We start from the raw sequence: 23,658 nt of genomic DNA on the forward strand, positions 1-23,658 counted from the left end.
TTGCTGCATTTGCCTCCATGACCGTGTTTGTTGCCAGCATGGCTGTTTTGATGATGGCACTGTGATTTTGACTTCCATGAAAGACCTGTAGAGAGACGCTTTCGCGTCGACGCCGTGTCTGGACTTCGGTATCTCAAGCACTGACACTGGTGCGATTCAGAAGATGCGAGGGCCGAGAGCATGGGCGAGGCGATTGTCGACAACGATGCATCCGCAGGAAGCGGAGAAGGTCCAGGCTTTGTCCATCTTCGCGTGCATTCTGCCTATTCCCTGCTGGAAGGGGCACTGCCTCTGAAGAAGATCCTCGGCAAGGCCGTCGCTGACGGCCATCCGGCGATCGCAATTACCGATACCAACAATCTCTTTGTCGCTTTGGAATTCTCCCAGAAGGCTCTCGGTGACGGCATACAGCCGATCATTGGCTGCCAGGTGTCGGTCGACATGGAGGATGGACATGGTGAGAAGCGGGGCGGCAACGGTCATATGCCCGACTTTCCCGCGATCGTGATGCTCGCTGCCGATGCCGCAGGCTATGAGAGAATGGTGGATCTCGTGTCGCGCGCCTATTTGGGCGGGGATGCCGGCCAACCAGTTCACGTCAAGCGGTCCTGGCTTGAGGAGACGGGGACAGAGGGACTGATTGCATTGACGGGTGCCGGTGGCGGGCCTGTCGATCGCCTCTTGCGCGATGGCAATCGAGCGGCGGCGGAAGCAAGGCTCGTGGCCCTGAAGGCACTGTTCGGTGACCGGCTTTATGTCGAGCTACAGCGGCATGGCAATTACGATCGCGCCCATGAGCGAAATATCGTGCAACTTGCCTATGATCACGATCTGCCGCTGGTCGCCACGAACGAGGCCTTCTTCCCCTCGCGTGGTGACTACGATGCACATGACGCGCTGATGGCCGTTGCACACAACGCCATCGTCTCGAATGACGATCGTTTTCGCCTGACCCCGGATCACTATCTCAAGAGCCGGGCCGAGATGCAGGCCGTTTTTGCCGATCTGCCGGAGGCACTCGACAACACCGTTGAAATTGCGCGGCGTTGTTCCTTCATTCTGGACACGCGCAAGCCGATCCTGCCGCGCTTTACGGGTGGCAGTGACGATCCGCAGGAAGCAGAGCGCGAGGAGGCGCTCGAATTGCGGCGGCAGGCGGTGGAAGGTCTCGACATGCGTCTGTCCACACTCGGCATGGCGAAGGGCTATGTCGAAAAGGACTATCGCGAACGGCTTGATTTCGAACTGTCCGTCATCGAGCGAATGAAGTTCCCAGGCTACTTCCTTATCGTTGCTGACTTTATCAAATGGGCCAAGCAGCATGATATTCCGGTCGGTCCCGGCCGTGGCTCAGGTGCGGGTTCTCTGGTCGCTTATGCGCTGACGATCACCGATGTCGATCCACTTCGGTTCTCCTTGCTGTTCGAACGCTTCCTCAATCCCGATCGCGTTTCCATGCCCGACTTCGATATCGACTTCTGCCAGGATCGGCGCGAAGAGGTCATTCGTTACGTTCAGCAGAAATACGGCCGCGAGCAGGTCGCGCAGATCATCACCTTCGGTTCGCTGCAGGCCCGTGCGGCTTTGCGCGATGTCGGTCGTGTTCTTGAAATGCCCTATGGTCAGGTTGACCGGATCTGCAAGCTGGTGCCCAACAATCCGGCCAATCCGACACCGCTTTCCAAGGCCATCGAAGAAGAGCCGAAATTCCAGGAGGAAATCGACAAGGAGCCGGTCGTCGGCCGATTGCTCGATATCGCCCAGAAGATCGAAGGTCTCTATCGCCACGCCTCGACCCATGCCGCCGGTATCGTCATCGGTGATCGGCCCCTGTCAAAACTCGTGCCGATGTATCGCGATCCACGTTCCGACATGCCGGTCACCCAGTTCAACATGAAATGGGTCGAGCAGGCTGGCCTGGTCAAGTTCGACTTTCTCGGCCTGAAGACATTGACGGTCCTGAAGACCGCAGTCGATTTCGTCGTCGAACAGCGCGGCCACAAGGTCGATCTGGCGGCCATTCCGCTCGACGACCAGCCCACGTATGAAATGCTGTCGCGTGGCGAAACGGTTGGTGTGTTCCAGGTGGAAAGTGCCGGCATGCGCAAGGCGCTGATCGGCATGCGGCCAGACTGCATCGAGGACATTATCGCGCTCGTGGCGCTCTATCGCCCGGGTCCGATGGAAAACATCCCGACCTATAATGCCCGCAAGCATGGCGAGGAGGAGATCGAGACAGTCCATCCTTCTATCGATTATCTCTTGAAGGAGACCCAGGGCGTTATCGTCTACCAGGAACAGGTTATGCAGATTGCCCAGGTCCTGTCGGGCTATTCGCTCGGCGAGGCCGACCTTCTACGCCGCGCCATGGGTAAGAAGATCAAGGCGGAGATGGATCAGCAGAGCGCCCGTTTCGTCGACGGCGCGATGAAGAACGGCGTATCCAAGCCACAGGCGAGCAACATCTTCGAACTGCTGGCCAAGTTCGCCAACTATGGCTTCAACAAGTCGCACGCCGCAGCTTACGCCATCGTGTCCTATCAGACCGCCTATATGAAGGCACATTATCCGGTCGAATTCCTGGCGGCGTCTATGACGCTCGATATGTCGAATACCGAAAAACTGGTTGATTTCCGCCAGGATGCCGGTCGCCTCGGAATTGAGGTCGTGCCGCCGTCGGTGCAGACCTCGTTCCGCCATTTTCAGACCGGTCCGAACAAAATCTTTTACGCGCTCGCCGCCATCAAGGGTGTCGGGGAGGCCGCGGTCGAGCATATCGTGGCGGTGCGCGGCGATACGCCTTTCGAGAGTCTTGAGGATTTTTGCCTGCGGATCGATCCGAAACAGGTCAACCGCCGTGTCATCGAAAGCCTGATTGCCGCTGGCGGCTTCGATTGCTTCGGCCACGACCGTGCCGAACTCATCGGCAGCCTTGACCGCATCATGGGTTACGCCCAGCGTGCGCAGGAAAATGCCGTGAGCGGCCAATCCGACATGTTTGGCGCTGGCGGTGCAAGCGGGCCGGAAAAGATCGCCTTCGCGCCTTTCACGCCTTGGTTGCCCTCTGAAAAGCTGATGCGGGAATTTCAGGTTCTGGGCTTCTATCTGTCCGCCCATCCGCTTGATTCCTATCGCTCGCTGCTCGACAAGCTGCGCGTCCAGAACTTTGCGGATTTTTCCGGCGCGGTAAAACAGGGCGCGACGGCCGGGCGGCTGGCAGGGACCGTGATTTCGCGTCAGGAGCGCAAGACAAGAACCGGCAACAAGATGGGTATCGTCACGCTGTCCGATGCCTCCGGTCAGTACGAGGCCGTGCTCTTTTCTGAGGGCTTGAATCAGTATCGCGATCTTCTCGAACCGGGCAAATCGCTGGTGATCACGGTGCAGGCGGAAGAGCGGCCCGAAGGTATCGGACTGCGCATCCAGACGGCGCAGTCATTGGAGGAGCAGTCGATCCGCATGCAGAAGGCCTTGCGGGTTTATGTCCGTGATTCCGGCCCCCTGCGTTCGGTCGCCGCTCATCTCAACACCCGCGGTGACGGCCTGGTCTCCTTCATCGTCATCAAGGACGATGGCCGGCGGGAAATCGAGGTGGAACTGACCGAACGTTTCCGTATCTCGCCGGAAATCGCCGCTGCCATGCGCTCCACGCCGGGGGTGCTGGACGTCGAGTTGGTCTAAGGCATGTTGGGTAATGGTGTTGCGGCTCATGCCTGTGCCGCAATGCCTCAGTGTGAACAATTATCGTTCAGCAGTTCGAAACGGTTGTGCTCTATAGATAGTCAAATATCTATGGGGGTGTTTTATGCGTACTGCCGATTTCAAAAGACTGGACAATTACCGTCCGCTCCGCGGTTTTTTATGGGCCGCCATTTTCTCGCTTGGCTTGGCCTCGTCCCTCGGAAACCTGTACAATTTGACGATCGCTGACCATTTGTTGGCCTTCAGTGCAGCATCACTCTTCCTTTATGGCCTCATCAAGTTTTTCCCCATGACGATCTGCAGGGTGAACCTGTTCTGGTCTGTTCTGTCGATCGTTCTCTTTGCCCTTTGGTTCGTTCTTTATTCGCTGTTTGGTGATATCGACCTAAACGCGATACTTTTTCATTTTCGCTATGATGTGGCATCAAACAACGTCGTGAAAACAACTCTCCACGACGCAATCCTCGCGGCTCTACCGTTTGCCTTCATGGCAGTGGGATGGTGTATTCTCGCGCGAATGTCCGCTGCGCTGCGGCTTATCAACTTCTGCTTGCCGATCGTGCTGATCGGTGCAAATCCGCTTTTGTGGTGGGGCGCGCAGCATGCGCTCGCACTTAGCGAGCCGCCTCCGGTTGATCTGGGATCACACTATGTGGTCGCCGATCCGCCAATCCAGACCTCGGTGCGGCCGAAGAATCTGATTCACATCTTTCTCGAAAGCGCGGAAAGCACCTTTTTCGATACCAGCCGTTTCGGCAATGTTGCAGATCCGCTCAAGCGGCTTTCACAGGAAGCGTGGATGGCCACCAATATTGAGCAAGTCGAGCAGACTGGATGGACGCTGGCTGGCCATGTTGCCGCAACATGCGGAGTACCATTGTTTGCGCTGGGCGTGATCAGGGAAAATTCTTTCGACCTGGTGGACAATCTCTTGCCCAATGCGCGGTGTCTGGGTGATGTGCTTGCGAAACGTGGGTATCAGAATGTTTTCCTGAAGGGGGCATCCCTCAATTTTGCAGGCACCAGGGGTTTTGCAGCCAATCATGGATATCAGCGCCTCCTTGGCTTTGACGAATTGCATCAGCGCTTTCCCGGACGGTCCAATGCGTGGGGCCTCCACGACGAGGACATGTTCGACGTGGCCTATGATGAAATTCGGGATTTGCAGCGTGAACAAGGCCCTTTCAGTGTGATGCTGACGACACTGGGCGGTCATAGTCCTGTAGGTTTCATATCTCCAGCTTGCGATGCTGAGCCATTTGTTACGAGCCAGCCGAACCACACGCTGGAAGGGTTCGCCTGTACCAATCTGTTGGTTGAGCGCTTCGTGAAGCGGTTGGGAGCGGATGGCCTTCTTGAAAACACCGTTGTTGTGATCCAGAGCGATCACCTTGCCATGCGAAACGAGGTTTATGGCAAGTTGAACGAGCAGCCGCGTCGAAACCTTTTGCTTGTTCTTGGAGTGGACAGGCAGGGCGTCCAGACAAAGCCTGCGTCAACGCTCGATATCTTCCCAACCATCCTGCAGGATCTTGGAATTGCGCCTCCCCAAGGCCGCGCCGGACTGGGGCATGCTCTACAGACGGACGATCCGACGCTGGTGGGTCTTTTCGGTGTGGCGGGTGTCAACCGTGCCATCCAGGATGCAGGACGTTTGCGTGATCGCTTGTGGGGCCTGGATGCTCCGTTGGGCGGAGACAGCTAGCCTCCCATTTCATCCCGCGTCAGCGTAATGAAATCAGTGCCCTTGCCTGTCTCGATGCTCGTACCATTGTCGGAAATCGTCAGCGAAGAACCCGCGCCGAGCAGTGTCTCGACGCGGCTGCGCAGGTCGTTCGGGATCTCGATGCGGGCGAGGGCAGCTTCGGCCGTGGAAAGGGCGCCATTGTCGGCTGGTTGTGTGATACCGAGGCGCGCCATCGCGCTGTTCGTCAGGTTGTCGGTAAGGGTTGCGCCGCGCCATTCAGCCGTGTGACGCTCTCGGTCACTGGAGGTGAGCACGAGGAAGTGGGTTCCCAAGCCGAGATGCGGGTCCCTGATTCCGACATCCGCCTCGAACAGTGGCTCAAACGCGCTCCGAACCAGGAGCTTGCCGGCTGCAGGCTGCGGTCGCCCGGCGATGTGATAGAGCGATTCCAGGAACTCTTCGGAGAGGATGCCGCCATTGTCGCCAATCTCGTGCGCAGCCCTGTAGCCTTTGATGGCGGCGATGGTCTTTGATCCGAGCACGCCGTCTGCCGTACCGGTGTCAAAGCCGAGTTCAGTCAGCATTTCCTGCACGTCGCGCACCTGGTCTGTCACGGTGCGGCGGGTGATCAGAATGCGCAATGCCGCTGGTTCCTCTGCCTCGCGAAGAATACCCGGCGCCGACCGTGTATTGGAGGCCGTCATTGCCACTTCGACCGGTTGGCTCCCGCGCAGTCCCGACGCGGGTTCCGGCCTGGCATCAGACAGAAGCGCGGGCGAAGGGGCTGGCAGGCTTGGTGCAAACAGGGCTGCGTGAACGATCTTGCGTGGCTCGATCGGAGCCTCGGTGATGATCACATGGACACCGCGCCGTGTCATGCCATAGAGCGAGCGTGCGAAGTCGCGAGGCAGCCTTACGCAGCCATGCGACGCCGGATAGTCAGGAATACGCCCTTCATGCAGGGCAATCCCGCTCCATGTCAGCCTTTGCATGAAAGGCATGGGCGCATCCGAATAGATGTTCGACTTGTGATATTTGCGCTTTTCCAGGATCGAAAACACACCCGAGGGGGTCCGGTGACCGGTCTTGCCGGTGGACACTTTGCTGGTTGCAACAAGGTCGTCACCTTCATAGAGCGTGAGCGTCTGTGTTGCTTTCGACACGAAGATCTGGAGCGGTCCGTCCGCGAACGCCAAAGCGGGGCAGACCAGGGCCGTGCTTGCAGCAAGGCTGAAGGTCATCAGAAAACGCTTGATCATGAACCACCACTGGAACCGAAATCGGGAAAGCCCGATGCTAGGGTGTGATGCTTAAGAAAACTTTCAGAAGCTGGCTGTGAGCCGGACCACGAGCATTTATACACGGATAAAAGCCGGCGGTAGCTTTGCGGTTCGCAGCCGTCTGGGCCTAGCTTGATCTGTATCGGTGCCCTGTCCGCAGTTGTGGCGATGCCACGAGCAGCAACAGTGCCGCAATCGGCAGAGAAAACACATGGCCAAGTGCGTTGAAGCCGAGGGCTCCCGTGAAACCGCCGACAAAAAATAAGGTCACGATCGGGAGCAGAACTTTAAGCTTGCCCGGGTCACTTGGGATTGGTGGGCGGTGGCGCAGGCGGGCAACCCAGTCATAGACGAGCTTTCCAACTTCGATACCGATATCCGTGATCATGCCGGTGAGGTGCGTGGTGCGGATTCTGGCACCGGAAATCTTCGTGATCGTCGCATTCTGCAGGCCCATGGTGAAGCTGACCAGCATGGCGGTTGCCGATGCGACCAGAACAGGGGGCATGACGATCCCCAGCCCTGCAAAGGCGATCAGCAGTCCGGATTCCAGCGCAAGAGGATAGGCATATTGCTGCCGGCGGGCATGTCGACGCGCCCAGTTGATCAGGATCGCCGAGCAAGCCGCGCCGAAGAGGAAAAAGACGAGGAGCACAAGGCCCGAGCCGGCGAGGGCAAATAATCCGAGCGCCAGATTGTCTGCAAGAGCAGAGACTATCCCCGTCATGTGCGAGGTGTATTGGCCGAATGCGAGAAACCCGCCGGCATTCATGGCGCCGGCCACAAAGGCGAGGATCGAGCCAAGCAAAAGATCGTTCTGTCGGTTGCGTCGATAGGCCGAGGCAATGCGGACGAGCCGCCAACGCCGTTTTTGTGGCGCTCCGCCGACGCTGACGGCGGGAGGAGAGGAAGGTGTGCTTCGCAAGGACTGAGGCCTAGGATCGCTTGGGAAAGGTATAGCCGGTCTGCACTGTACCCTTGCCGAATTTCTCGCGCAATCGATCCATGGCAGCTTCAGCCGCCGCCCGCCTTGCCGCCTGCGGATCGACGAGATCACCTGGATCTGCAGTAGAGGGATCCTGAAGGTCACTGACACCAATGCCGATGAGCCGGAAACGGGTGCCATCGGCTTCCTTCTCGAGCAGCGCGAGCCCCGTGCGAAAGATGCGATCGGCAAGCTGAGTCGGATCGTCCAGTCGGCGGTTGCGTGTGCGGCTCTTGAAGTCCTTGGTCTTCAATTTCAAGACAACAGTTTGCCCGGCAATCCCATGCCGCTTCAAGCGCCAGGCAACTTTTTCCGACAGTTCACGCAAATGCGGAACCAGATCTTCCATCCTATTGATATCGTCGAAGAATGTTGTCTCGGCTGATACGCTCTTTGCAGCATCGTTTGGCCGGACGCTGCGATCGTCATTGCCGCGTGAAAGACGGGAGAGGCGTTGGCCCATGGAGCCGTAGCGGCGCATCAATTCTGTTTCATCCATGCCCTGCAATTGCCCGATGGTGCGGATGCCATCTGCCTGAAGCGTCGCGGCAAAAGCCTTGCCGACGCCCCAGATGAGGCCAACAGGCTTATCGGCCAAGAAGGACACGGCCTCGGCTTCCCCGATCACCGAATAGCCACGCGGCTTGTTGAGATCGGAGGCAACCTTGGCGAGGAACTTGCAGTAGCTCAGTCCGACCGAGACGGTGATGCCGATCTCGCTTTCGACACGTTTGGCGAAGCGCGCGAGGACGCGGGCCGGTGGATCATGGTGCAGCAATTGCGTGCCGCTCAGTTCAAGGAAAGCCTCGTCAATCGATATCGGCTGCACAAGCGGCGTCAGCTCTTCCATCATGGCCCGGATTTCACGTCCCACCCGAACATATTTTTCCATGTCCGGACGGATCACCACAGCTTGAGGGCAGGCTTCGAGGGCCTTGAACATCGGCATGGCGGACCGCACACCGTGGATGCGTGCGACATAACAGGCGGTCGACACCACGCCGCGCTTGCCGCCGCCGATGATAACAGGCTTGTCGACCAGATCGGGATTGTCGCGTTTCTCGACAGATGCGTAGAAGGCGTCGCAGTCGATATGCGCCAACGTCAGTTGATAGAGCTCAGGATGATAGACGAGGCGAGGGCTGCCACAGGCACGACAGCGCCTCAGGCCTACCGGTTGGCCAGCCAGGCAGTCGCGACAAAAGCCGGGATAGTCTTGAGCGGCGCGTGACATTGTTGGAACAAAAGTTGAACATCATCACGGTATGCCGTGCTCCCGGACTTGGCAAGCCCCTTGTTTTGTCTGCTTTCAAACACATTGAGCCAGGGTATGCGGCATCCTCCGATCAAGTCTCTTCCGCTCGCAAAAGCCTAGTACTCTCCAGAGCCAAGGCCGGGGCTGACATAGTGGTGATAGGCGGCCACCACGGTCTCCGGTGGTGTTTCTGTAGCCGTGCAGAATGCCATCAGCGTCGGTTCATGCTGCATCAGGAACTCCAGCATGCCTGCCAGGAAGCCAGGATCGCCCACCGCCAGGCGCATTTCGCCCGGCTGTACGCCCGAGAGTGCAAGGAAGCGTGACAGCATCTCCGGTTCGCCTGCGAGCCAACCTAGAACGGCAATCGCAGTCGTTTCTGCATCCTGTGGTATTGGTCTGTTTTTCATCAAGTTTTCCACCAGCACTGGCAAGTTTCCGATTTCGAAACCAAATAGCACTAGCATGCAACGCGACGGAAGAAGCAACTCGTGTGAGCATCAGTCGCCGCATCGGCCACAGCAACGCGAGATCAAGGATCGGGTGAATGCCGAAAAAGGTAATGATTGTCGAAGACAACGAGCTCAACATGAAGCTCTTCCGCGATCTTATCGAGGCATCCGGTTATGAAACCGTGCAGACTCGCAACGGCATGGAGGCCATGGATCTCGCGCGCCGCCATCGTCCCGATTTGATTCTCATGGATATCCAGCTGCCTGAAGTGTCGGGACTGGAAGTGACCAAGTGGCTGAAGGACGATCCGGAACTCCATGTCATTCCCGTGATCGCGGTCACCGCCTTTGCCATGAAGGGTGACGAAGAACGGATCCGTCAGGGCGGCTGCGAAGCCTATGTCTCCAAACCGATTTCCGTTCCGAAGTTCATCGAGACGATCAAAACCTATCTCGGCGATGCGTGAGGACTGAACCATGACAGCGCGTATTCTCGTCGTCGATGACATTCCAGCCAACGTCAAGCTGCTTGAAGCACGCTTGATGGCGGAGTATTTCGACGTCCTGACGGCCAGCAACGGTCGCGACGCGCTTGATATCTGCGATCGAACCCAGGTCGATGTCGTCCTTCTCGATATCATGATGCCGGAAATGGACGGCTTCGAAGTCTGCGAACGTCTGAAGTCGAACCCGCGGACTGCGCATATTCCCGTCGTCATGGTCACGGCCCTCGATCAGCCGTCGGATCGTGTACGCGGCCTGAAGGCCGGTGCTGACGACTTCCTGACCAAACCTGTCAATGATTTGCAGCTGATTTCGCGCGTGAAGAGCCTCGTGCGTCTCAAGACGTTGAGCGATGAGTTGCGCCTGCGGTCGCAGCCCGACCTGCAGCAGGCACTGGACGATCCCCTCCGTCTGCAGGACGGGCGCCTGGAGGAGCAGGCTCAGGTCTTGCTGGTGGACAGCAGGGCAGCATCGCAAGAGCGCATCATCAAGGCCCTGAAGCCGATTGCCGAAGTCACGGCCATGTCTGACCCGCAGGCCGCCGTCTTTGAGGCTGCGGAAAGTCCGTTCGACCTCGTCATCGTCAGCGGTAATCTGGAAGACTACGATCCTCTGCGTCTGTGTTCGCAATTGCGCTCTCTGGAGCGTACCAGGATGTTGCCGGTCCTGTTGATCACAGAGCAGGGCGACGAGCAGATGATCATCCGGTCGCTGGACCTTGGCGTGAACGATTATATCGTCCGTCCCATCGATCCGAATGAATTGGTCGCCAGAACCCTCACGCAGATCCGCCGCAAGCGCTATAATGACCGGCTGCGCACCAATGTCCGTCAGACGATTGAGCTGGCCGTGACGGATGGCCTGACGGGGCTCCATAATCGACGTTACCTCGATACGCATCTGAAGACGCTGTTTGCCCGCGCCATGGCCCGTGGCCGCCCCTTGACGATCTGCATCACAGACATCGACCGCTTCAAGCAGGTCAATGATGTGCATGGACACGATGCGGGCGACGACGTGCTCAAGGAGTTTGCCGGGCGCATTCGCAGCACCGTGCGCGGCGCTGATCTCGCCTGTCGCTACGGCGGCGAAGAATTTGTTGTCGTCATGCCCGACACCTCTGCCGAGGTCGCCCAGAGCGTTGCCGAGCGCCTGCGCAGCATGATCGAGGCGCGGCCCTTCCAGCTACGCACCGGCGAAATGCCGTTGATGCTGACGGCATCCATGGGGATTGCAACGCTTGGCCCGGGGATCGTGACGCCTGAGCAACTGCTGAAGCAGGCGGATTTGGCTCTGTACGAAGCCAAGAATCTTGGACGCAATCGTGTTGTTGCTGCTGCCGCCTAATCTGTGATTCGACGCGCCATAAACGGGGAGTTGCATGGAGCTCCCGATTTCGCGAAAATGACGCTATTCACAGATTTGTCCAGCGCCGGTGGCGAAAAGCCGCCCTTGGTGTCGATTGTGACTGTTTGCAGTCCTTTTGACGGATTGTGTTTGCAACTGTCGCATCTGTGACAACATATGCACACATTCGGCCACCGGCCGATGGCATGTCTTGGCGACGTTGATCCTCCGAGCAAGGGACTTACCTTTATATTAGTATAGTCTATCTACTCGTGGCTTTTCTTTTGTTGAGGGGCTATGAGCAAGCGTTCGGTCAGTTATCTGCAATACTTTCCCGCAATTGATGAATGTTCACGCCGACCTTGGAATTGTTTTGGTGTAAGGTATAGCTAATTAAGCTCTGCCATGCTGATTTTAACCATGTTGGTACATGCCGCAGTGTTTCAGTTAATAAAGTGTTGATTTTTCTCTCGGGGTGAGAGAACTTCTGTGCATCACAGATGCCTCGCGTGGAGGCAGCGGAATACCCCATGATGCTCAGGTCCGCCGCATCTCCTGGGTCGTGGGGTCGGTCGGTTGGCGTGTGACGATTAACGGTTCCTCGTGCCGTGTCTCATGCCGACCGACCCCCTATTCTTAACCGGCTCCCTTGCGGGAGCCGGTTTTTTTGTGCCCCGACGAGGGGGAGGGGTGTGTCGCTGATATGCTGACGCGCGGGAAAGCGGACATAAAAAAAGCGCGCCCCAAGGACGCGCTCTTTTTTGAAGATGTCAACGAGATCTTACTTGATCTTCGTTTCCTTGAACTCGACGTGCTTCTTAGCAACCGGGTCGTACTTGGTCTTCGTCATCTTTTCCGTCATCGTACGGCTGTTCTTCGTCGTTACGTAGAAGAAACCCGTGTCGGCCGTCGACAGAAGCTTGATCTTGATGGTTGTAGCCTTGGCCATGGTCGTCCTGCCTCTAATAAACGAAGCCGTGGACGACCGAACGATGTCCACGGCAAATCTGGCGCGAAACTACAAATCGCGCCCGAAAAGTCAAGTCCGTTTCGGGCTAAAAAGCAGGCGACCCAGGGAAAGCACGACATAGAGTGCAAAGAATCCCGCGATAGCCCAGGCGAAACCGTCATTGCCCGTCACGTCGATGGCCGCACCGATTGCCTGTGGACCAGCCACCGTGCCAACTGCATAGCAGAAGATGAAGGCAGCATTGGCGGCGGCGAGGTCGGCACCCGTGAGTCGCGATCCGAGATGGCTGAGGCCCACGGTATAAAGCCCGGAGACGCTGCCGCCCCAGAAAAGTAGCACGACCGCCATCAGGATCCAGTTCTCCGAAAGCCATGGCAGCATCAAGGAACCCGTAAGGCCAACGACCGACAGGATGGAGAGGAGCAGTCTGCGGTCGCGCATGCGGTCGGAGATGAGGCCCAGCGGGATCTGGAACACCATGTTGCCAATGCCCATCACGGTCAGCAGAAGCGCTGCCTGGCTCTCGCTGAAGCCCGTACGAGTGGCATAGATGGGGAAGAGCGACAGGCCGCCAGCCTCGACAGCACCGAAGACGAAAACAGAAACGGTCGCTGTCGGCACGAGGAAGATGTAGCGGAGGAAGTGCTGCTCCGGCTTCTCGTCGAGAACAGGGCTTTCATTGCGAGCGATATAGATCGGGATGGCAGCTGCGAGAATCGCAAGTGCCCCGACCGCAAACGGCAGAAGCCCCTCGCTGCCAAGCGCGGAGAACAGGAGAGGCCCGCAGGCGAAGCCGATTGCCAGCACTGTCGCGTATATGCCCATGACAAGCCCGCGCCGCCGCGAGGGCGCAGCCGCATTGATCCAGAACTCAGAGAGTACGAAGAGCGTCGTGGTCGCGCCGTGGAAGACGAGGCGCAGCGGGAACCACATCCAGAACTGCGTGGCGTAGTAGAAGCCGACGCCGCTGATGGCCGAGAGAAGTACGGCCCAGAGCATGGTGTTGGCGACACCGAGGCGATGCGCAATCTTCGTCGTAAGTGGCGCCGCGATCATCGCCGCGATCCCGGCCATCGCCGAATTCAGCCCGATCAGGGTCGAGGAGATACCCCGCTTCTCGAGGATGATGCTCAGCAGAGGCAAGCCAAGACCGATGGCAATGCCGACAGCTGATATCGCCGATATGGCTGCAATCAGCGAGTACCAGTGAATATCTTCACGATCGCCGTTGGGCGCGCACTTCACCTCAGACATCAGCGCCTCTGCAATCAAATCCGACCTGCGGAAAGTCTCCGCCTTGAAGCGGAGAGTGCTTCGGCATCTGGTATGGCATTGCGCGTATTAGCTCCTGATCGTGCATCGAGGCACGGCATGTTCACACTGCAAATCGCGGGCCTGTCAACCCACTGGCGGGCAGGTATTGAAGAATCGCGATTTGCAGCGATCATCCATATCAGCAAACATTAAACAGGGACGTGACGACTGATTCAGCCCTGATGCCCACCCGTCTGGTCGGCCTCGTCGTCCTGCCCGCCGAAGCCATGCATGCGCAACGCCCATTGCAGACCAACGACGCCGCCTTTGATCGGTTGAAGGCAGAGGAGGGAGGTAACCACACCGATCGGCGCCCAGATGGCGAAATGCACCCAGCCTGGCAATGGAAAAGCCATGTCGGTCATCATGTAGCCCGCAACCAGAATGTGGCCGAGCAGCAGAATGACGAGATAGGCAGGCAGATCGTCGGCGCGGTGATGGTGATAGTCCTCACCACAGGCCTCGCAGCGGTCGGTGACCTTGAGATAGGCGCGGAAGAGCTTTCCCTGGCCGCAGGCGGGACACGTATTCAGCATACCGCGCTTGATGGAGCGGCCAAGCGGACGTTCCGCCTGATCCTGACCACCGAACTGTGCCGGCAGATGTGTCTGGTTCGTCGTCATCACAGTCTCCGGGGCGATCTCTGTCAGCGTCTGGAGCGGGGCGGGCGTGTGCCCGGCTGCTTGTGACCGCGACGCGCCCCCTTGTGGAAGGAACGCGTACCGGCCGGCATTTTCCGTCCTTCACTCAACATTTCGAAACGCAGCGCACCGGCCAGCGGCACAGCCTCGACCAGCCGTACCTCCACCGTGTCGCCAAGTTGATAACCCAATCCAGACTTCTCGCCCGTCAAGGCCTGGTGAGCTTCGTCGTAGATATAGTAGTCGCGACCCAGTGTGGAAACCGGGATAAAGCCATCTGCGCCAAATTGCGGCAGGCTGATGAAAAGACCCGACTTCGTGACGCCACCGATCTTGCCCTCGAATTCCTCCCCGATGCGGCCCGCCAGGTGATGCGCAACCAGACGGTTGACCGTGTCACGCTCGGCCGCCATGGCGCGGCGCTCGAAGGTCGAGATCTCGGCGGCGATGTCGTCGAGGATGGCCTCTTCCTCCCGCGTGATGCCGCCTTCGCCCAAGCCGAGTGAGCCGACCAGTGCGCGATGCACGATCAGGTCGGCATAGCGGCGAATCGGCGAGGTGAAATGTGCATATTTCATCAGGTTCAGGCCGAAATGGCCGATATTCTCTGGGCTGTAGATCGCCTGGCTCTGGCTGCGCAGCACCATCTCGTTGACGATGATCTGGTGCGGCGTGTCCTGCGCCTTGGCGAGGATGCCGTTGAACGAGTTGGACCGCAGATTGCCGCCCTTGACCAGCGAGAAGCCGATCGTGGCAAGGAATTCGCGCAGCACCTCCTGCTTGGAGAGCGACGGCGCGTCGTGGATGCGGTAGACGAGCGGTTGGCGTTTCGTCTCCAATGTCTCTGCCGCCGAGACATTGGCCTGGATCATCATCTCTTCGATCAGCTTGTGGGCGTCCAGACGCTCCGGAACATGGACGCGGTCGACCGTGCCATCCTCCCTGAGGATGATCTTGCGCTCCGGCATATCAAGTTCCAGCGGCTGGCGGCGATCGCGCCCGCGCTTCATGACGCCATAAGCGTGCCAGAGTGGCTTCAGGATCGGTTCCAGCAGCGGGCCCGTCTTGTCGTCGGGCTTGCCGTCGATTGCGGCCTGTGCCTGCTGATAAGACAGCTTGGCGGCACTCTTCATCATGATGCGATGGAAGGTGTGGCTCACCTTGCGGCCTTCGGCGGAAAATACCATACGTACTGCAAGTGCTGGGCGGTCAACGCCCTCGCGCAGCGAGCAGAGATCGTTGGAGATCCGCTCTGGCAGCATGGGCACGACCCGATCCGGGAAATAGACCGAATTGCCACGCCTCAGCGCCTCGCGGTCAAGCGCCGATTTCGTCCGGACATAGTAAGAGACATCGGCGATGGCGACGGTGACGATGACGCCATCCGGATTGTCCGGTGACGGGTCGCGTTCTGCATAGACTGCGTCGTCATGGTCCTTTGCATCGGCCGGATCGATCGTGATCAACGGGATATGGCGCCAGTCTTCCCGATGCGACATCGAGGCAGGCTTGGCGTCATCGGCTTCGGCAAGCACCGACTGCGGGAAGATGTAGGGGATGCTGTGCGCATGGATGGCGATCATTGAGATCGCCTTTTCCGAAGCGACCGATCCGACAACCGAAAGCACCTTTGCCCGGGTCAGGCCCATGCGTGCGGCACGCCCGACTTCGACTTCGACCAGATCGCCATCCTTGGCTTCGCCAATGTCGGCCGCATCGATCTGCATTTCCTCGCCGCGCCGTTCGATCGGCATCAGCCGGGCTCCGCCGTCGGCCGCCAGGCGCACGACGCCAAGCACTGCGCCGACATGACGGTCGAGGATCTTGATCACGCGGGCAGTATAGGCGGGACCGGCGCGATCCTTGTTGGTGAAGATCTTGGCGAGGACACGGTCGCCGAGGCCGCCGACAGCGGACTTTCCCTTGGCGCGGTCGGCGCTCGATTGGCGGATCAGAACGGCAGGAGCAGCACCCGCTTCTTCCGGCCATTCGGCCGGCCTGCCGATCAGTTCGCCATCCTTGTCACGGGTGGTAATGTCAAGCACGGTGACAGGTGGCAAAGCGCCGGGCCGGGCCAATGACTTTCGGCTCTTCTGCAGGAGGCCGTCGTCTTCCAGGTCCCGAAGGATCTGCTTGAGCTCGACGCGCGTCTCTCCCTTCAGCCCGAAGGCCTTGGCAATCTCGCGCTTCGACGCCCGCTCCGGATTGTCGGTGATGAACTGCAGCAGCACCTCGCGGGGTGGCACTTCACCATGGATAATCGACGTCGGATTGGCAGCCTTGGCCTTGGCCGCACCTTCCGCCCGACGGCTCTTGCGGTTGCCGGAGCCGGTGTCATGCGGGAGGTTGCGGGTCGGTTTGCTCAAGTCGCACTCTTCTTCGTTGTTTTCGATTTGGCCGCAGGCTTTGCCGCGGCTTTCGGCTTCGGTTTTGCAGCTGCCTTCTTCGGTTTTGCCTCGCCAGAGGCATCCGTCTTCGCCTTTGCGGCTTTCGCCGGGGCCTTCTTGGCCTTGGTCTTGCCGCCGTCCTTGGCTGCGCGTTCCGCGATCAGCACGAGGGCTTCCTCGACCGACACATCCTGCGGATCCTTGCCCTTTGGCAGGGTTGCATTGACCTTGCCCCAGTTGACATAGGGACCGAAACGACCGTCGCGGACCGTCATGGCACCGCCGTCCGGATGCTCACCGAGCTCCTTGAGCGCCACGGCCGCGGTCCGTCCACGCCCACCGGGATTGGCCTTCTTTTCGGCAAGCACGGTAACGGCCCGGTTGAGGCCGATCGACAACACGTCCTCGATGCCTTCCAGATTGGCATAGGTGCCGTCATGCAGCACGAAGGGTCCGTAACGTCCAAGACCGGCCGATATCATCTTGCCGGTTTCGGGGTGGGCGCCGACATCGCGCGGCAGCGATAGCAGCGAGAGCGCTTTCTCGAAGTCGATATCACCGGGCGCCCAGCCCTTGGGCAGGGAGGAGCGCTTGGCCTCCTTGCCATCGCCGCGCTGCACGTAAGGCCCGAACCGGCCGGAGCGCAGCGTGATTTCCTCTTCGGTCACAGGATCCTTGCCAAGTGCCTTTGGTTCGTTTCCGCCGGCCTCCGCTTCCGCGCCGCCTTCGGAAGACAGCTGGCGGGTGAAATTGCATTCCGGATAGTTCGAGCAGCCAACAAAGGCGCCGTATTTGCCGAGCTTCAGCGACAGATTTCCGGTGCCGCAGACCTGGCAGATGCGCGGGTCCGATCCATCTTCGCGCTTCGGGAAGACGAGCGGTGCCAAGGCCTCATTGAGCGCGTCGAGCACGTTGGTAACGCGCAACTCCTTGGTGTCTTCGATCTGGGCGAAGAAATCCTTCCAGAAGTCGCGCAACACGTCCTTCCAGTTCAGTTCGCCGGCCGAGATCTTGTCGAGCTTTTCTTCAAGATCGGCGGTGAAGTCGTATTCCACATACTTCGTGAAGAAGTTTTCGAGGAAGGCCGTGACCAGCCGCCCCTTGGAATGCGGGATGAGCTTGCGCTTTTCGGTGACGATGTATTCGCGGTCGGACAGCGTCTTCAGCGTTGCGGCATAGGTAGAAGGACGGCCAATGCCGAGCTCTTCCATCTTCTTGATCAGCGAGGCTTCCGAATAGCGCGGCGGCGGCTCGGTGAAATGCTGGCTGGCATTGATCTTCTGCTTCGCGAGGCTTTCGCGCGCATTGATCTCCGGCAGGCGGCCGTCCTCGTCATCGCCATCCTCGGCCGGTTCGCCGTCTTCGCGCTGGTCGGTATAGGCGGCGATAAAGCCGTCGAAGCGGATAACGGAGCCCACGGCGCGAAGGCCGGCCTTCTCGCCGCCATTCTCGGCCAGGATCTCGACAGTCGTGCGTTCGATTTCGGCAGAAGCCATCTGGCTCGCGATACCGCGCTTCCAGATCAGGTCGTACAGCCTCAGCTGATCGGCATCGAGGAATTTCCGCACCTTGTCCGGCGAACGGTTGAAGTCGGTCGGGCGGATCGCTTCATGCGCTTCCTGGGCGTTTTTCGCCTTGGTCGAATAGAGGCGCGGCTTTTCCGGTACGTAACGCGGACCGAACTGGTCGGCGACGGCAGAACGGGCAGCGTCGATCGCTTCCGGCGCCATCTGAACGCCGTCGGTACGCATATAGGTAATGAGACCGACGGTCTCCCCACCAATATCGATACCTTCATAAAGCTTCTGCGCCACCTGCATGGTGCGCGATGCCGAAAAACCGAGCTTCGAAGACGCGGCCTGCTGCAGCGTGGAGGTTGTAAACGGAGGGCCTGGATTGCGCTTGACCGGCTTGGCCTCGACGCTCTCAACGGCAAAGGCTGCCCCCTCGAGCAGCGTCTTGATGCTGGCCGCCTGGTCGCCATTGGTCACGGAATTGCGCTGCATGCGCTTGCCCTGGTGCGAAACGAGTTTCGCCTCGAACTCTTCGCCACGCGGCGTTTTCAAGAGCGCTGAGATGTTCCAGTATTCTTCGGCAACAAAGCGTTCGATCTCGTTTTCGCGATCGCAGACGAGGCGCAGCGCCACAGACTGGACGCGTCCGGCAGATCGGGCGCCTGGCAATTTCCGCCAGAGCACCGGCGACAGATTGAAGCCGACGAGATAATCGAGTGCGCGGCGCGCCAGATAGGCATCGACCAGCGGCGTGTCGATATCACGCGGATTGGCCATGGCATCGAGCACGGCCTTCTTGGTGATCGCATTGAAGACGACGCGCTTCACAGGCTTGTCGCCGATCACTTTCTTCTTCTTCAGAAGGTCGAGCACATGCCAGGAGATCGCTTCACCTTCGCGATCCGGGTCGGTCGCGAGAAACAGTCCGTTTGAGGATTTCACCGCATCGGCGATGTCCTTCATCCGCTTCTGTGAGGCGGTGTCGACCTCCCAGAACATCTCGAAATCCTGATCGGGCAGCACCGATCCATCTTTCGCCGGCAGATCGCGCACGTGGCCAAACGAGGCGAGCACCTTGTACCCGGGTCCCAGATACTTGTTGATCGTCTTGGCCTTGGCCGGGGATTCTACGACTACGACGTCCATCGATACACTGCACCTTCATGTTTCCGATCGGCAACACCACGCCGCCGTTCTCGGAACACGGCTTCCCGACATGGAGGGCGAAAGGCCTGCGGTCAAGAGGGTTGAACTATTTTCCGAGCTGCAACGAAATGCAACCTAAAGAAGAGATGCAATTGATTGCAATCCTGGATGTTTAAGTTATTGTGGTTGAACGACACGGCAGCTTCCGTCTGCTCGTCCCCATCGACAGTGAGCGAGGCGATGGCCAAAGATAGAAATGAAGTAGACGGTCGATTTGGCCGCACCTTGGAAAACATTGCCTATATCCGCCAGATGCTCGGCGAACTGCGACTGGTCGCAGAGAGCGAGGGGGCGGAGATGCTCTGCTATCTGATCGAAATGGCCTATGTCGAAGCCGGCGATCTGCAATCGGGACGGCGCACGCTTTCACTCAATCATGCTCAACGCAACAAGCCCCCCAGGATGCCGCTCTAGACGGCCGGCAATGTCCAGTTCGAGCAGGACGAGATAGACCGACGATGCCGGGAGGCCGGTGTGGCGAATGATGTCATCGACATCCACAGGCGTCGGTCCCAAGGCCTCAACGATCCGGCTGCGCTCGTCGTCGTTGGGGGGAGGTGCCATATGACGGCCGTCGTCCTCGGGTTCCTCGATTGCCGACTGGCTGAACAGATCGATACGCGACACAGGGGCGAGCGCCTGTAGCACGTCGTCAGGCGACGTCGTCACGCTGGCCCCATCCTTCAGCAGCCCGTTGGTGCCGGCACAACGTGGATCAAGTGGTGATCCGGGCACTGCAAAGACCTGCCGGCCGAATTCACCGGCAAGCCGCGCCGTGATCAACGATCCGGAGCGTATTGCAGCTTCGATGACGACGACGCCAAGCGCAACGCCTGCGATCAGCCGGTTGCGTCGCGGAAAGTCGCGCGCACGCGGTTCCCAACCGAAAGGCATCTCCGAAATGGCAAGCCCGCGTCCTTCGCAGATGTGTTGCAGCAATGGGATGTTTTCCGGCGGGTAGGGCTGGTCGAGTCCACCTGCCATGGCGGCAATGGTGCCCGTATCGAGACTTGCCCGATGGGCTGCCGCATCGATGCCCCGCGCCAGACCAGAAACGATCGCATAGCCTGCCTGACCGATCTCGCGCGCCATCATGGCGGAGAATTTTGCACCGCTGATCGATGCATTGCGCGCGCCGACCACGCCGACCCCCGGAAGGGTCGCAATCGATAGGTCCCCCTTGACTGTGAGGAGCGGTGGCGCGCCATCGATCTGGCGAAGGGCAGGGGGGTAATCGGGCTCGCCAATGCCGACAAAAACAGCGCCGAAGCGGCGTACAGCCTCAAGTTCGCGCTCAGCTTCTTCGACGGTCGCTATGCGGATGGCACGGCTTGATCCGCCACGGCGGGAAAGATCGGGAAGCGCTTCAAGGGCGGACTCGGCCGAGCCGAAGTGGTTGATGAGGTCGCGAAAGGTCGAGGGGCCGACATTATCGCTGCGGATGAGACGCAGCCACGCAATCCTTTGCCGGTCGGTCAGCGCAATCCCCTTCCGTCTTGCGCCGCCTTCGCCCATGCGTCTCCTCTAGCCTTTTTGGCCGATCTTACTTTCCGTGCCGGCGATCAGACGCTCGATATTGGTCTTGTGTCGCCAGAAGGTGATCGTGGTCATGGCGGCCGTCACAAGCGCCGCTTCCTCAGCCCCGAGTATCCACAATACAACCGGAATGACAAGTGTGGCGACGAGTGCGGACAACGAGGAGTAGCGGGAGATGAAGGCAACCGAGAGCCATGCCGCAGCGAAGACGAGCACCATCAGGGGTGCCACGCCGAGCAGCGTCCCGATATAGGTCGCGACCCCCTTGCCGCCCTTGAACCCTAGCCAGACCGGAAACAGGTGGCCGATAAAGGCGGCGAAGCCTGCCAGCAACCCGGCATTCTGGCCGAAGATGGCCTGTGCAATCACGGCCGCAGCGGTTGCTTTGAGGGCATCGAGAAGCAACGTGGCGGCAGCGAGTTTCTTATTGCCGGTGCGCAGCACGTTGGTCGCGCCGATATTGCCAGAGCCGATCGACCTGAGGTCGCCAAGTCCGGCCATCTTCGTCAGCACGAGGCCGAAGGGAATTGAACCGAGCAGGTAGCCGAGCGAGAGCACGGCGATGAGCGCCGGCAAACCGATGGCGAGAAAGTTGACGCTGGGCATGGTTTCCCCTCTTTGCCTTGATCTCAGAGCGCGTGGACTGAGCGTCCTGCGACATAGGTCGCGACGGCTCTGCCCGAAAAGCGCGCATCTTCAAACGGTGTGTTCTTGGAGCGACCGAGCAACTGGTCCTTAGACACCAGCCAGGGCTCGTCGAGATCGACGAGGGCTATGTCCCCGCTTGCCCCTGCCTTCAGCGTTCCGCCGGGCAGCCCGAAGATCGCCGCGGGCCGGGTCGACATGGCATCGATCAGCCGCATCAGCGGCACATGGCCCGCATGATGCAGCCTGAGTGCGGCCGAAAGCATGGTTTCAAGCCCAGTGGCACCATCCGCAGCCTCACCGAAAGGCAGGCGCTTCGTGTCGACATCCTGCGGATCATGCGATGAAACAATGATGTCGATCTTGCCCTCGGCCAGCGCCTGGACCATCGCCATACGGTCGTCTTCCGATCGCAGTGGCGGGTAGAGCTTGAAGAAGCTGCGATACTCGCCGATGTCATTCTCGTTCAGGCTGAGATGGTTGATGGAGATGGCGCAGGTGACCTTGGCGCCGCGCTTGCGCGCCACCTCGATCGCCTCGACCGATTCCGGCACGGAAATCTGTGCGGCGTGATACTTCGCCTTCGTCAGAGATGCGATGCGCAGGTCTCGTTCCAGCGGAATGATCTCGGTCTCTCGCGGAATGCCGCCGAGCCCCAGCCAGCTGGCCAGCAGTCCTTCGTTCATCACGCCATTGGCGGCCAGATATTTTTCGCGGGTCTCGAGCGCGATGACGGCATCGAATTCGCGCGCATAGGTCATTGCCCGGCGCAGAACCTGCGTGTCGTTCAGGCCATGACGCCCATTGGTGAAGGCGACGGCGCCCGCAAGCTGCAAGAGACCCATCTCGGTCATCTCGGCGCTCGTCATGCCCTTGGTCAGGGCCGCTGCGGGATAGATATTGACGCTTGCCGTATCGCGCGCCGTCTTCTTGACGAATTCGACCAGCGCGATGTCATCGATGACGGGATCGGTTTCCGGCATCATGATGAAGGATGTGACACCGCCGGCTGCAGCCGCCCGGCTGGCGGAGGCAATCGTTTCGCGGTGTTCGCTGCCGGGTTCGCCGACAAATACACGCGCATCGACAAGACCCGGCATGGCGACAAGTCCACGGCAGTCGCGGATCTCTGCACCTTCGGGCGCGCCCTGATTCTGCGCATCGTGGCCGGCTGCGAGGATCAGTCCATCATGGCCGACGATGATCGTACCGGTTTCATCCAGATTGCGCGACGGATCGAGGATACGGGCATTCTTGAGGACGAGTGGTTTCATCATGCGCCCAATCCCTCGCTGCGCGGTCCCTGGTTCTGCGAAACCAGCAATGTCTCCATCACCGCCATGCGAACGGCGACGCCCATTTCCACCTGGCTCTCGATCACGCTCTGCGGGCCATCGGCAACCTCAGAGGCGATCTCGACGCCTCGGTTCATCGGGCCCGGATGCATGACCAGCGCATCGTCCTTGGCGGCTTTGAGTTTTTCGGCATCGAGGCCGTAGAAGTGGAAGTATTCGCGCACCGACGGCACGAAGGAGCCGGACATGCGCTCGCGCTGCAGGCGCAGCATCATCACGACGTCAGCGTCCTTCAGGCCTTCCTTCATATCGTGATAGACTTCGCATCCCATGTCGGCGATGCCGGCCGGGAGAAGCGTCGCAGGCGCCACGACCCGCACGCGTGCGCCCATGGCGTTCAAGAGCAGGATGTTGGAGCGTGCCACGCGCGAATGCAGCACGTCGCCGCAGATCGCGACGATGATGCGCGAGAGCTTGCCCTTGGCGCGCCGGATCGTCAGCGCATCGAGCAAAGCCTGGGTCGGATGCTCATGCTGGCCGTCGCCGGCATTGACGACCGAGCAGGCGACTTTCTGGGCGAGGAGGGCTGCTGCACCTGCTGAGGAATGCCGCACGACAAGCACGTCCGGCCGCATGGCGTTCAGCGTCATCGCCGTATCGATCAGCGTCTCGCCCTTCTTCACCGAGGAATTGCCGACCGACATGTTCATCACATCGGCGCCGAGACGTTTGCCGGCAAGCTCGAACGAGGACTGGGTCCGGGTCGAGGCTTCGAAGAACAGGTTGATCTGGGTGAGGCCGCGAAGCGTGGACGTCTTCTTCTCGCGCTGTCGGCTGATTTTGACGGCTTCGTCCGCCTTGTCCAACAGGAACGTGATGTCCTGCTCGGTAAGGCCCTTGATGCCGATGAGGTGGCGATGAGGAAAGAAGACCATGGA

The 23,658-nt window shown here is 59.5% G+C and carries 18 protein-coding genes; 5 read left to right on the plus strand and 13 right to left on the minus strand.

What is annotated here, in order from left to right:
* Positions 1-180 precede the first annotated feature (180 nt).
* Positions 181-3,681 carry a DNA polymerase III subunit alpha gene (gene dnaE, locus ACSV9I_RS20680; RefSeq protein WP_438330642.1) on the plus strand — a complete coding sequence of 1,167 codons (3,501 nt, stop codon included), beginning with the start codon at positions 181-183 and terminating at the stop codon, positions 3,679-3,681.
* 124 nt (positions 3,682-3,805) lie between these two features.
* Complete coding sequence (locus tag ACSV9I_RS20685; RefSeq protein ID WP_438330643.1) at positions 3,806-5,407, plus strand: sulfatase-like hydrolase/transferase; 1,602 nt, start codon at positions 3,806-3,808, stop codon at positions 5,405-5,407.
* Here ACSV9I_RS20685 and ACSV9I_RS20690 read toward each other — a convergent pair.
* The 4 genes from ACSV9I_RS20690 to ACSV9I_RS20705 all read right to left on the minus strand — a co-directional run bounded on the left by ACSV9I_RS20690 (position 5,404) and on the right by ACSV9I_RS20705 (position 9,319).
* Entirely contained in the window at positions 5,404-6,648 is a 1,245-nt protein-coding gene (locus tag ACSV9I_RS20690) for a L,D-transpeptidase family protein (protein ID WP_438330644.1), read from the minus strand. The genes ACSV9I_RS20685 and ACSV9I_RS20690 overlap by 4 nt on opposite strands.
* 148 nt (positions 6,649-6,796) lie before the next feature.
* Positions 6,797-7,477 (minus strand): YoaK family protein, encoded by a 681-nt coding sequence (locus ACSV9I_RS20695; RefSeq protein ID WP_438330645.1) that lies wholly within the window; start codon positions 7,475-7,477, stop codon positions 6,797-6,799.
* Between the two features lie 127 nt (positions 7,478-7,604).
* The gene (locus ACSV9I_RS20700; RefSeq protein WP_438330646.1) at positions 7,605-8,888 is read right to left on the minus strand and encodes a DNA polymerase IV; all 1,284 of its coding nucleotides are present in this window, start codon (positions 8,886-8,888) and stop codon (positions 7,605-7,607) included.
* 137 nt (positions 8,889-9,025) lie between these two features.
* Positions 9,026-9,319: a DUF3572 domain-containing protein gene (locus ACSV9I_RS20705; protein ID WP_054159022.1), complete on the minus strand. Its 294-nt coding sequence runs from the start codon at positions 9,317-9,319 to the stop codon at positions 9,026-9,028.
* Positions 9,320-9,456: 137 nt separating this feature from the next.
* Here ACSV9I_RS20705 and ACSV9I_RS20710 point away from each other — a divergent pair, with 137 nt between their 5' ends.
* Entirely contained in the window at positions 9,457-9,828 is a 372-nt protein-coding gene (locus tag ACSV9I_RS20710) for a response regulator (RefSeq protein ID WP_054150644.1), read from the plus strand.
* A gap of 10 nt (positions 9,829-9,838) precedes the next feature.
* The gene (locus ACSV9I_RS20715; RefSeq protein ID WP_054159021.1) at positions 9,839-11,212 is read left to right on the plus strand and encodes a PleD family two-component system response regulator; all 1,374 of its coding nucleotides are present in this window, start codon (positions 9,839-9,841) and stop codon (positions 11,210-11,212) included.
* Positions 11,213-11,993: 781 nt separating this feature from the next.
* On the opposite strand, the gene rpmG is transcribed toward ACSV9I_RS20715, so the two are convergent.
* The 5 genes from rpmG to topA all read right to left on the minus strand — a co-directional run bounded on the left by rpmG (position 11,994) and on the right by topA (position 19,184).
* Complete coding sequence (gene rpmG / locus ACSV9I_RS20720; protein WP_006727600.1) at positions 11,994-12,161, minus strand: 50S ribosomal protein L33; 168 nt, start codon at positions 12,159-12,161, stop codon at positions 11,994-11,996.
* Between the two features lie 90 nt (positions 12,162-12,251).
* Complete coding sequence (locus tag ACSV9I_RS20725; RefSeq protein ID WP_438330647.1) at positions 12,252-13,436, minus strand: MFS transporter; 1,185 nt, start codon at positions 13,434-13,436, stop codon at positions 12,252-12,254.
* A gap of 233 nt (positions 13,437-13,669) precedes the next feature.
* Positions 13,670-14,119, minus strand: a complete 450-nt coding sequence (locus tag ACSV9I_RS20730) for a DUF983 domain-containing protein (RefSeq protein WP_438330648.1) — start codon at positions 14,117-14,119, stop codon at positions 13,670-13,672.
* A gap of 23 nt (positions 14,120-14,142) precedes the next feature.
* Positions 14,143-16,503, minus strand: a complete 2,361-nt coding sequence (gene rnr / locus ACSV9I_RS20735; RefSeq protein WP_438330649.1) for a ribonuclease R — start codon at positions 16,501-16,503, stop codon at positions 14,143-14,145.
* On the minus strand, positions 16,500-19,184 hold the full coding sequence (gene topA / locus ACSV9I_RS20740; protein WP_438330650.1) for a type I DNA topoisomerase: 2,685 nt from the start codon (positions 19,182-19,184) through the stop codon (positions 16,500-16,502). The genes rnr and topA overlap by 4 nt, the downstream gene beginning before the upstream one ends.
* A 240-nt stretch (positions 19,185-19,424) precedes the next feature.
* On the opposite strand from topA, the gene ACSV9I_RS20745 reads away from it, so the two are divergent.
* A complete protein-coding gene (locus ACSV9I_RS20745; protein WP_438330651.1) occupies positions 19,425-19,658 on the plus strand; it encodes a hypothetical protein in 234 nt (77 codons plus the stop codon).
* Here ACSV9I_RS20745 and dprA read toward each other — a convergent pair.
* Genes dprA through ACSV9I_RS20765 form a run of 4 tightly spaced genes read right to left on the minus strand, consistent with a single transcriptional unit; the run spans position 19,611 to position 23,655 of the window.
* Positions 19,611-20,759 (minus strand): DNA-processing protein DprA, encoded by a 1,149-nt coding sequence (gene dprA, locus ACSV9I_RS20750; protein WP_438330652.1) that lies wholly within the window; start codon positions 20,757-20,759, stop codon positions 19,611-19,613. The two genes, ACSV9I_RS20745 and dprA, sit on opposite strands and share 48 nt — an antisense overlap.
* 9 nt (positions 20,760-20,768) lie before the next feature.
* Positions 20,769-21,386, minus strand: a complete 618-nt coding sequence (plsY, locus tag ACSV9I_RS20755) for a glycerol-3-phosphate 1-O-acyltransferase PlsY (RefSeq protein ID WP_438330654.1) — start codon at positions 21,384-21,386, stop codon at positions 20,769-20,771.
* A 23-nt stretch (positions 21,387-21,409) separates the two neighbouring features.
* Positions 21,410-22,702, minus strand: coding sequence for a dihydroorotase (locus ACSV9I_RS20760; protein ID WP_438330655.1), 1,293 nt, complete (start codon positions 22,700-22,702; stop codon positions 21,410-21,412).
* A complete protein-coding gene (locus tag ACSV9I_RS20765; RefSeq protein WP_438330656.1) occupies positions 22,699-23,655 on the minus strand; it encodes an aspartate carbamoyltransferase catalytic subunit in 957 nt (318 codons plus the stop codon). The genes ACSV9I_RS20760 and ACSV9I_RS20765 overlap by 4 nt, the downstream gene beginning before the upstream one ends.
* Positions 23,656-23,658 lie beyond the last annotated feature (3 nt).

The organism is Rhizobium sp. G187 (genome assembly GCF_051549525.1).
Classification (GTDB): domain Bacteria; phylum Pseudomonadota; class Alphaproteobacteria; order Rhizobiales; family Rhizobiaceae; genus Allorhizobium.

Excerpts from the sequence above, each read along its gene's own strand:
- ACSV9I_RS20730 (WP_438330648.1), bottom strand. The coding sequence starts at position 14,119 with ATGACGACGAACCAGACACATCTGCCGGCACAGTTCGGTGGTCAGGAT.
- topA (WP_438330650.1), bottom strand. The coding sequence starts at position 19,184 with ATGGACGTCGTAGTCGTAGAATCCCCGGCCAAGGCCAAGACGATCAAC.
- plsY (WP_438330654.1), bottom strand. The coding sequence starts at position 21,386 with ATGCCCAGCGTCAACTTTCTCGCCATCGGTTTGCCGGCGCTCATCGCC.
- ACSV9I_RS20765 (WP_438330656.1), bottom strand. The coding sequence starts at position 23,655 with ATGGTCTTCTTTCCTCATCGCCACCTCATCGGCATCAAGGGCCTTACC.
- ACSV9I_RS20710 (WP_054150644.1), top strand. The coding sequence starts at position 9,457 with ATGCCGAAAAAGGTAATGATTGTCGAAGACAACGAGCTCAACATGAAG.
- ACSV9I_RS20745 (WP_438330651.1), top strand. The coding sequence starts at position 19,425 with ATGGCCAAAGATAGAAATGAAGTAGACGGTCGATTTGGCCGCACCTTG.
- dprA (WP_438330652.1), bottom strand. The coding sequence starts at position 20,759 with ATGGGCGAAGGCGGCGCAAGACGGAAGGGGATTGCGCTGACCGACCGG.
- ACSV9I_RS20700 (WP_438330646.1), bottom strand. The coding sequence starts at position 8,888 with ATGTCACGCGCCGCTCAAGACTATCCCGGCTTTTGTCGCGACTGCCTG.
- rpmG (WP_006727600.1), bottom strand. The coding sequence starts at position 12,161 with ATGGCCAAGGCTACAACCATCAAGATCAAGCTTCTGTCGACGGCCGAC.
- ACSV9I_RS20685 (WP_438330643.1), top strand. The coding sequence starts at position 3,806 with ATGCGTACTGCCGATTTCAAAAGACTGGACAATTACCGTCCGCTCCGC.
- ACSV9I_RS20715 (WP_054159021.1), top strand. The coding sequence starts at position 9,839 with ATGACAGCGCGTATTCTCGTCGTCGATGACATTCCAGCCAACGTCAAG.
- ACSV9I_RS20690 (WP_438330644.1), bottom strand. The coding sequence starts at position 6,648 with ATGATCAAGCGTTTTCTGATGACCTTCAGCCTTGCTGCAAGCACGGCC.
- ACSV9I_RS20760 (WP_438330655.1), bottom strand. The coding sequence starts at position 22,702 with ATGATGAAACCACTCGTCCTCAAGAATGCCCGTATCCTCGATCCGTCG.
- ACSV9I_RS20705 (WP_054159022.1), bottom strand. The coding sequence starts at position 9,319 with ATGAAAAACAGACCAATACCACAGGATGCAGAAACGACTGCGATTGCC.
- dnaE (WP_438330642.1), top strand. The coding sequence starts at position 181 with ATGGGCGAGGCGATTGTCGACAACGATGCATCCGCAGGAAGCGGAGAA.
- ACSV9I_RS20725 (WP_438330647.1), bottom strand. The coding sequence starts at position 13,436 with ATGTCTGAGGTGAAGTGCGCGCCCAACGGCGATCGTGAAGATATTCAC.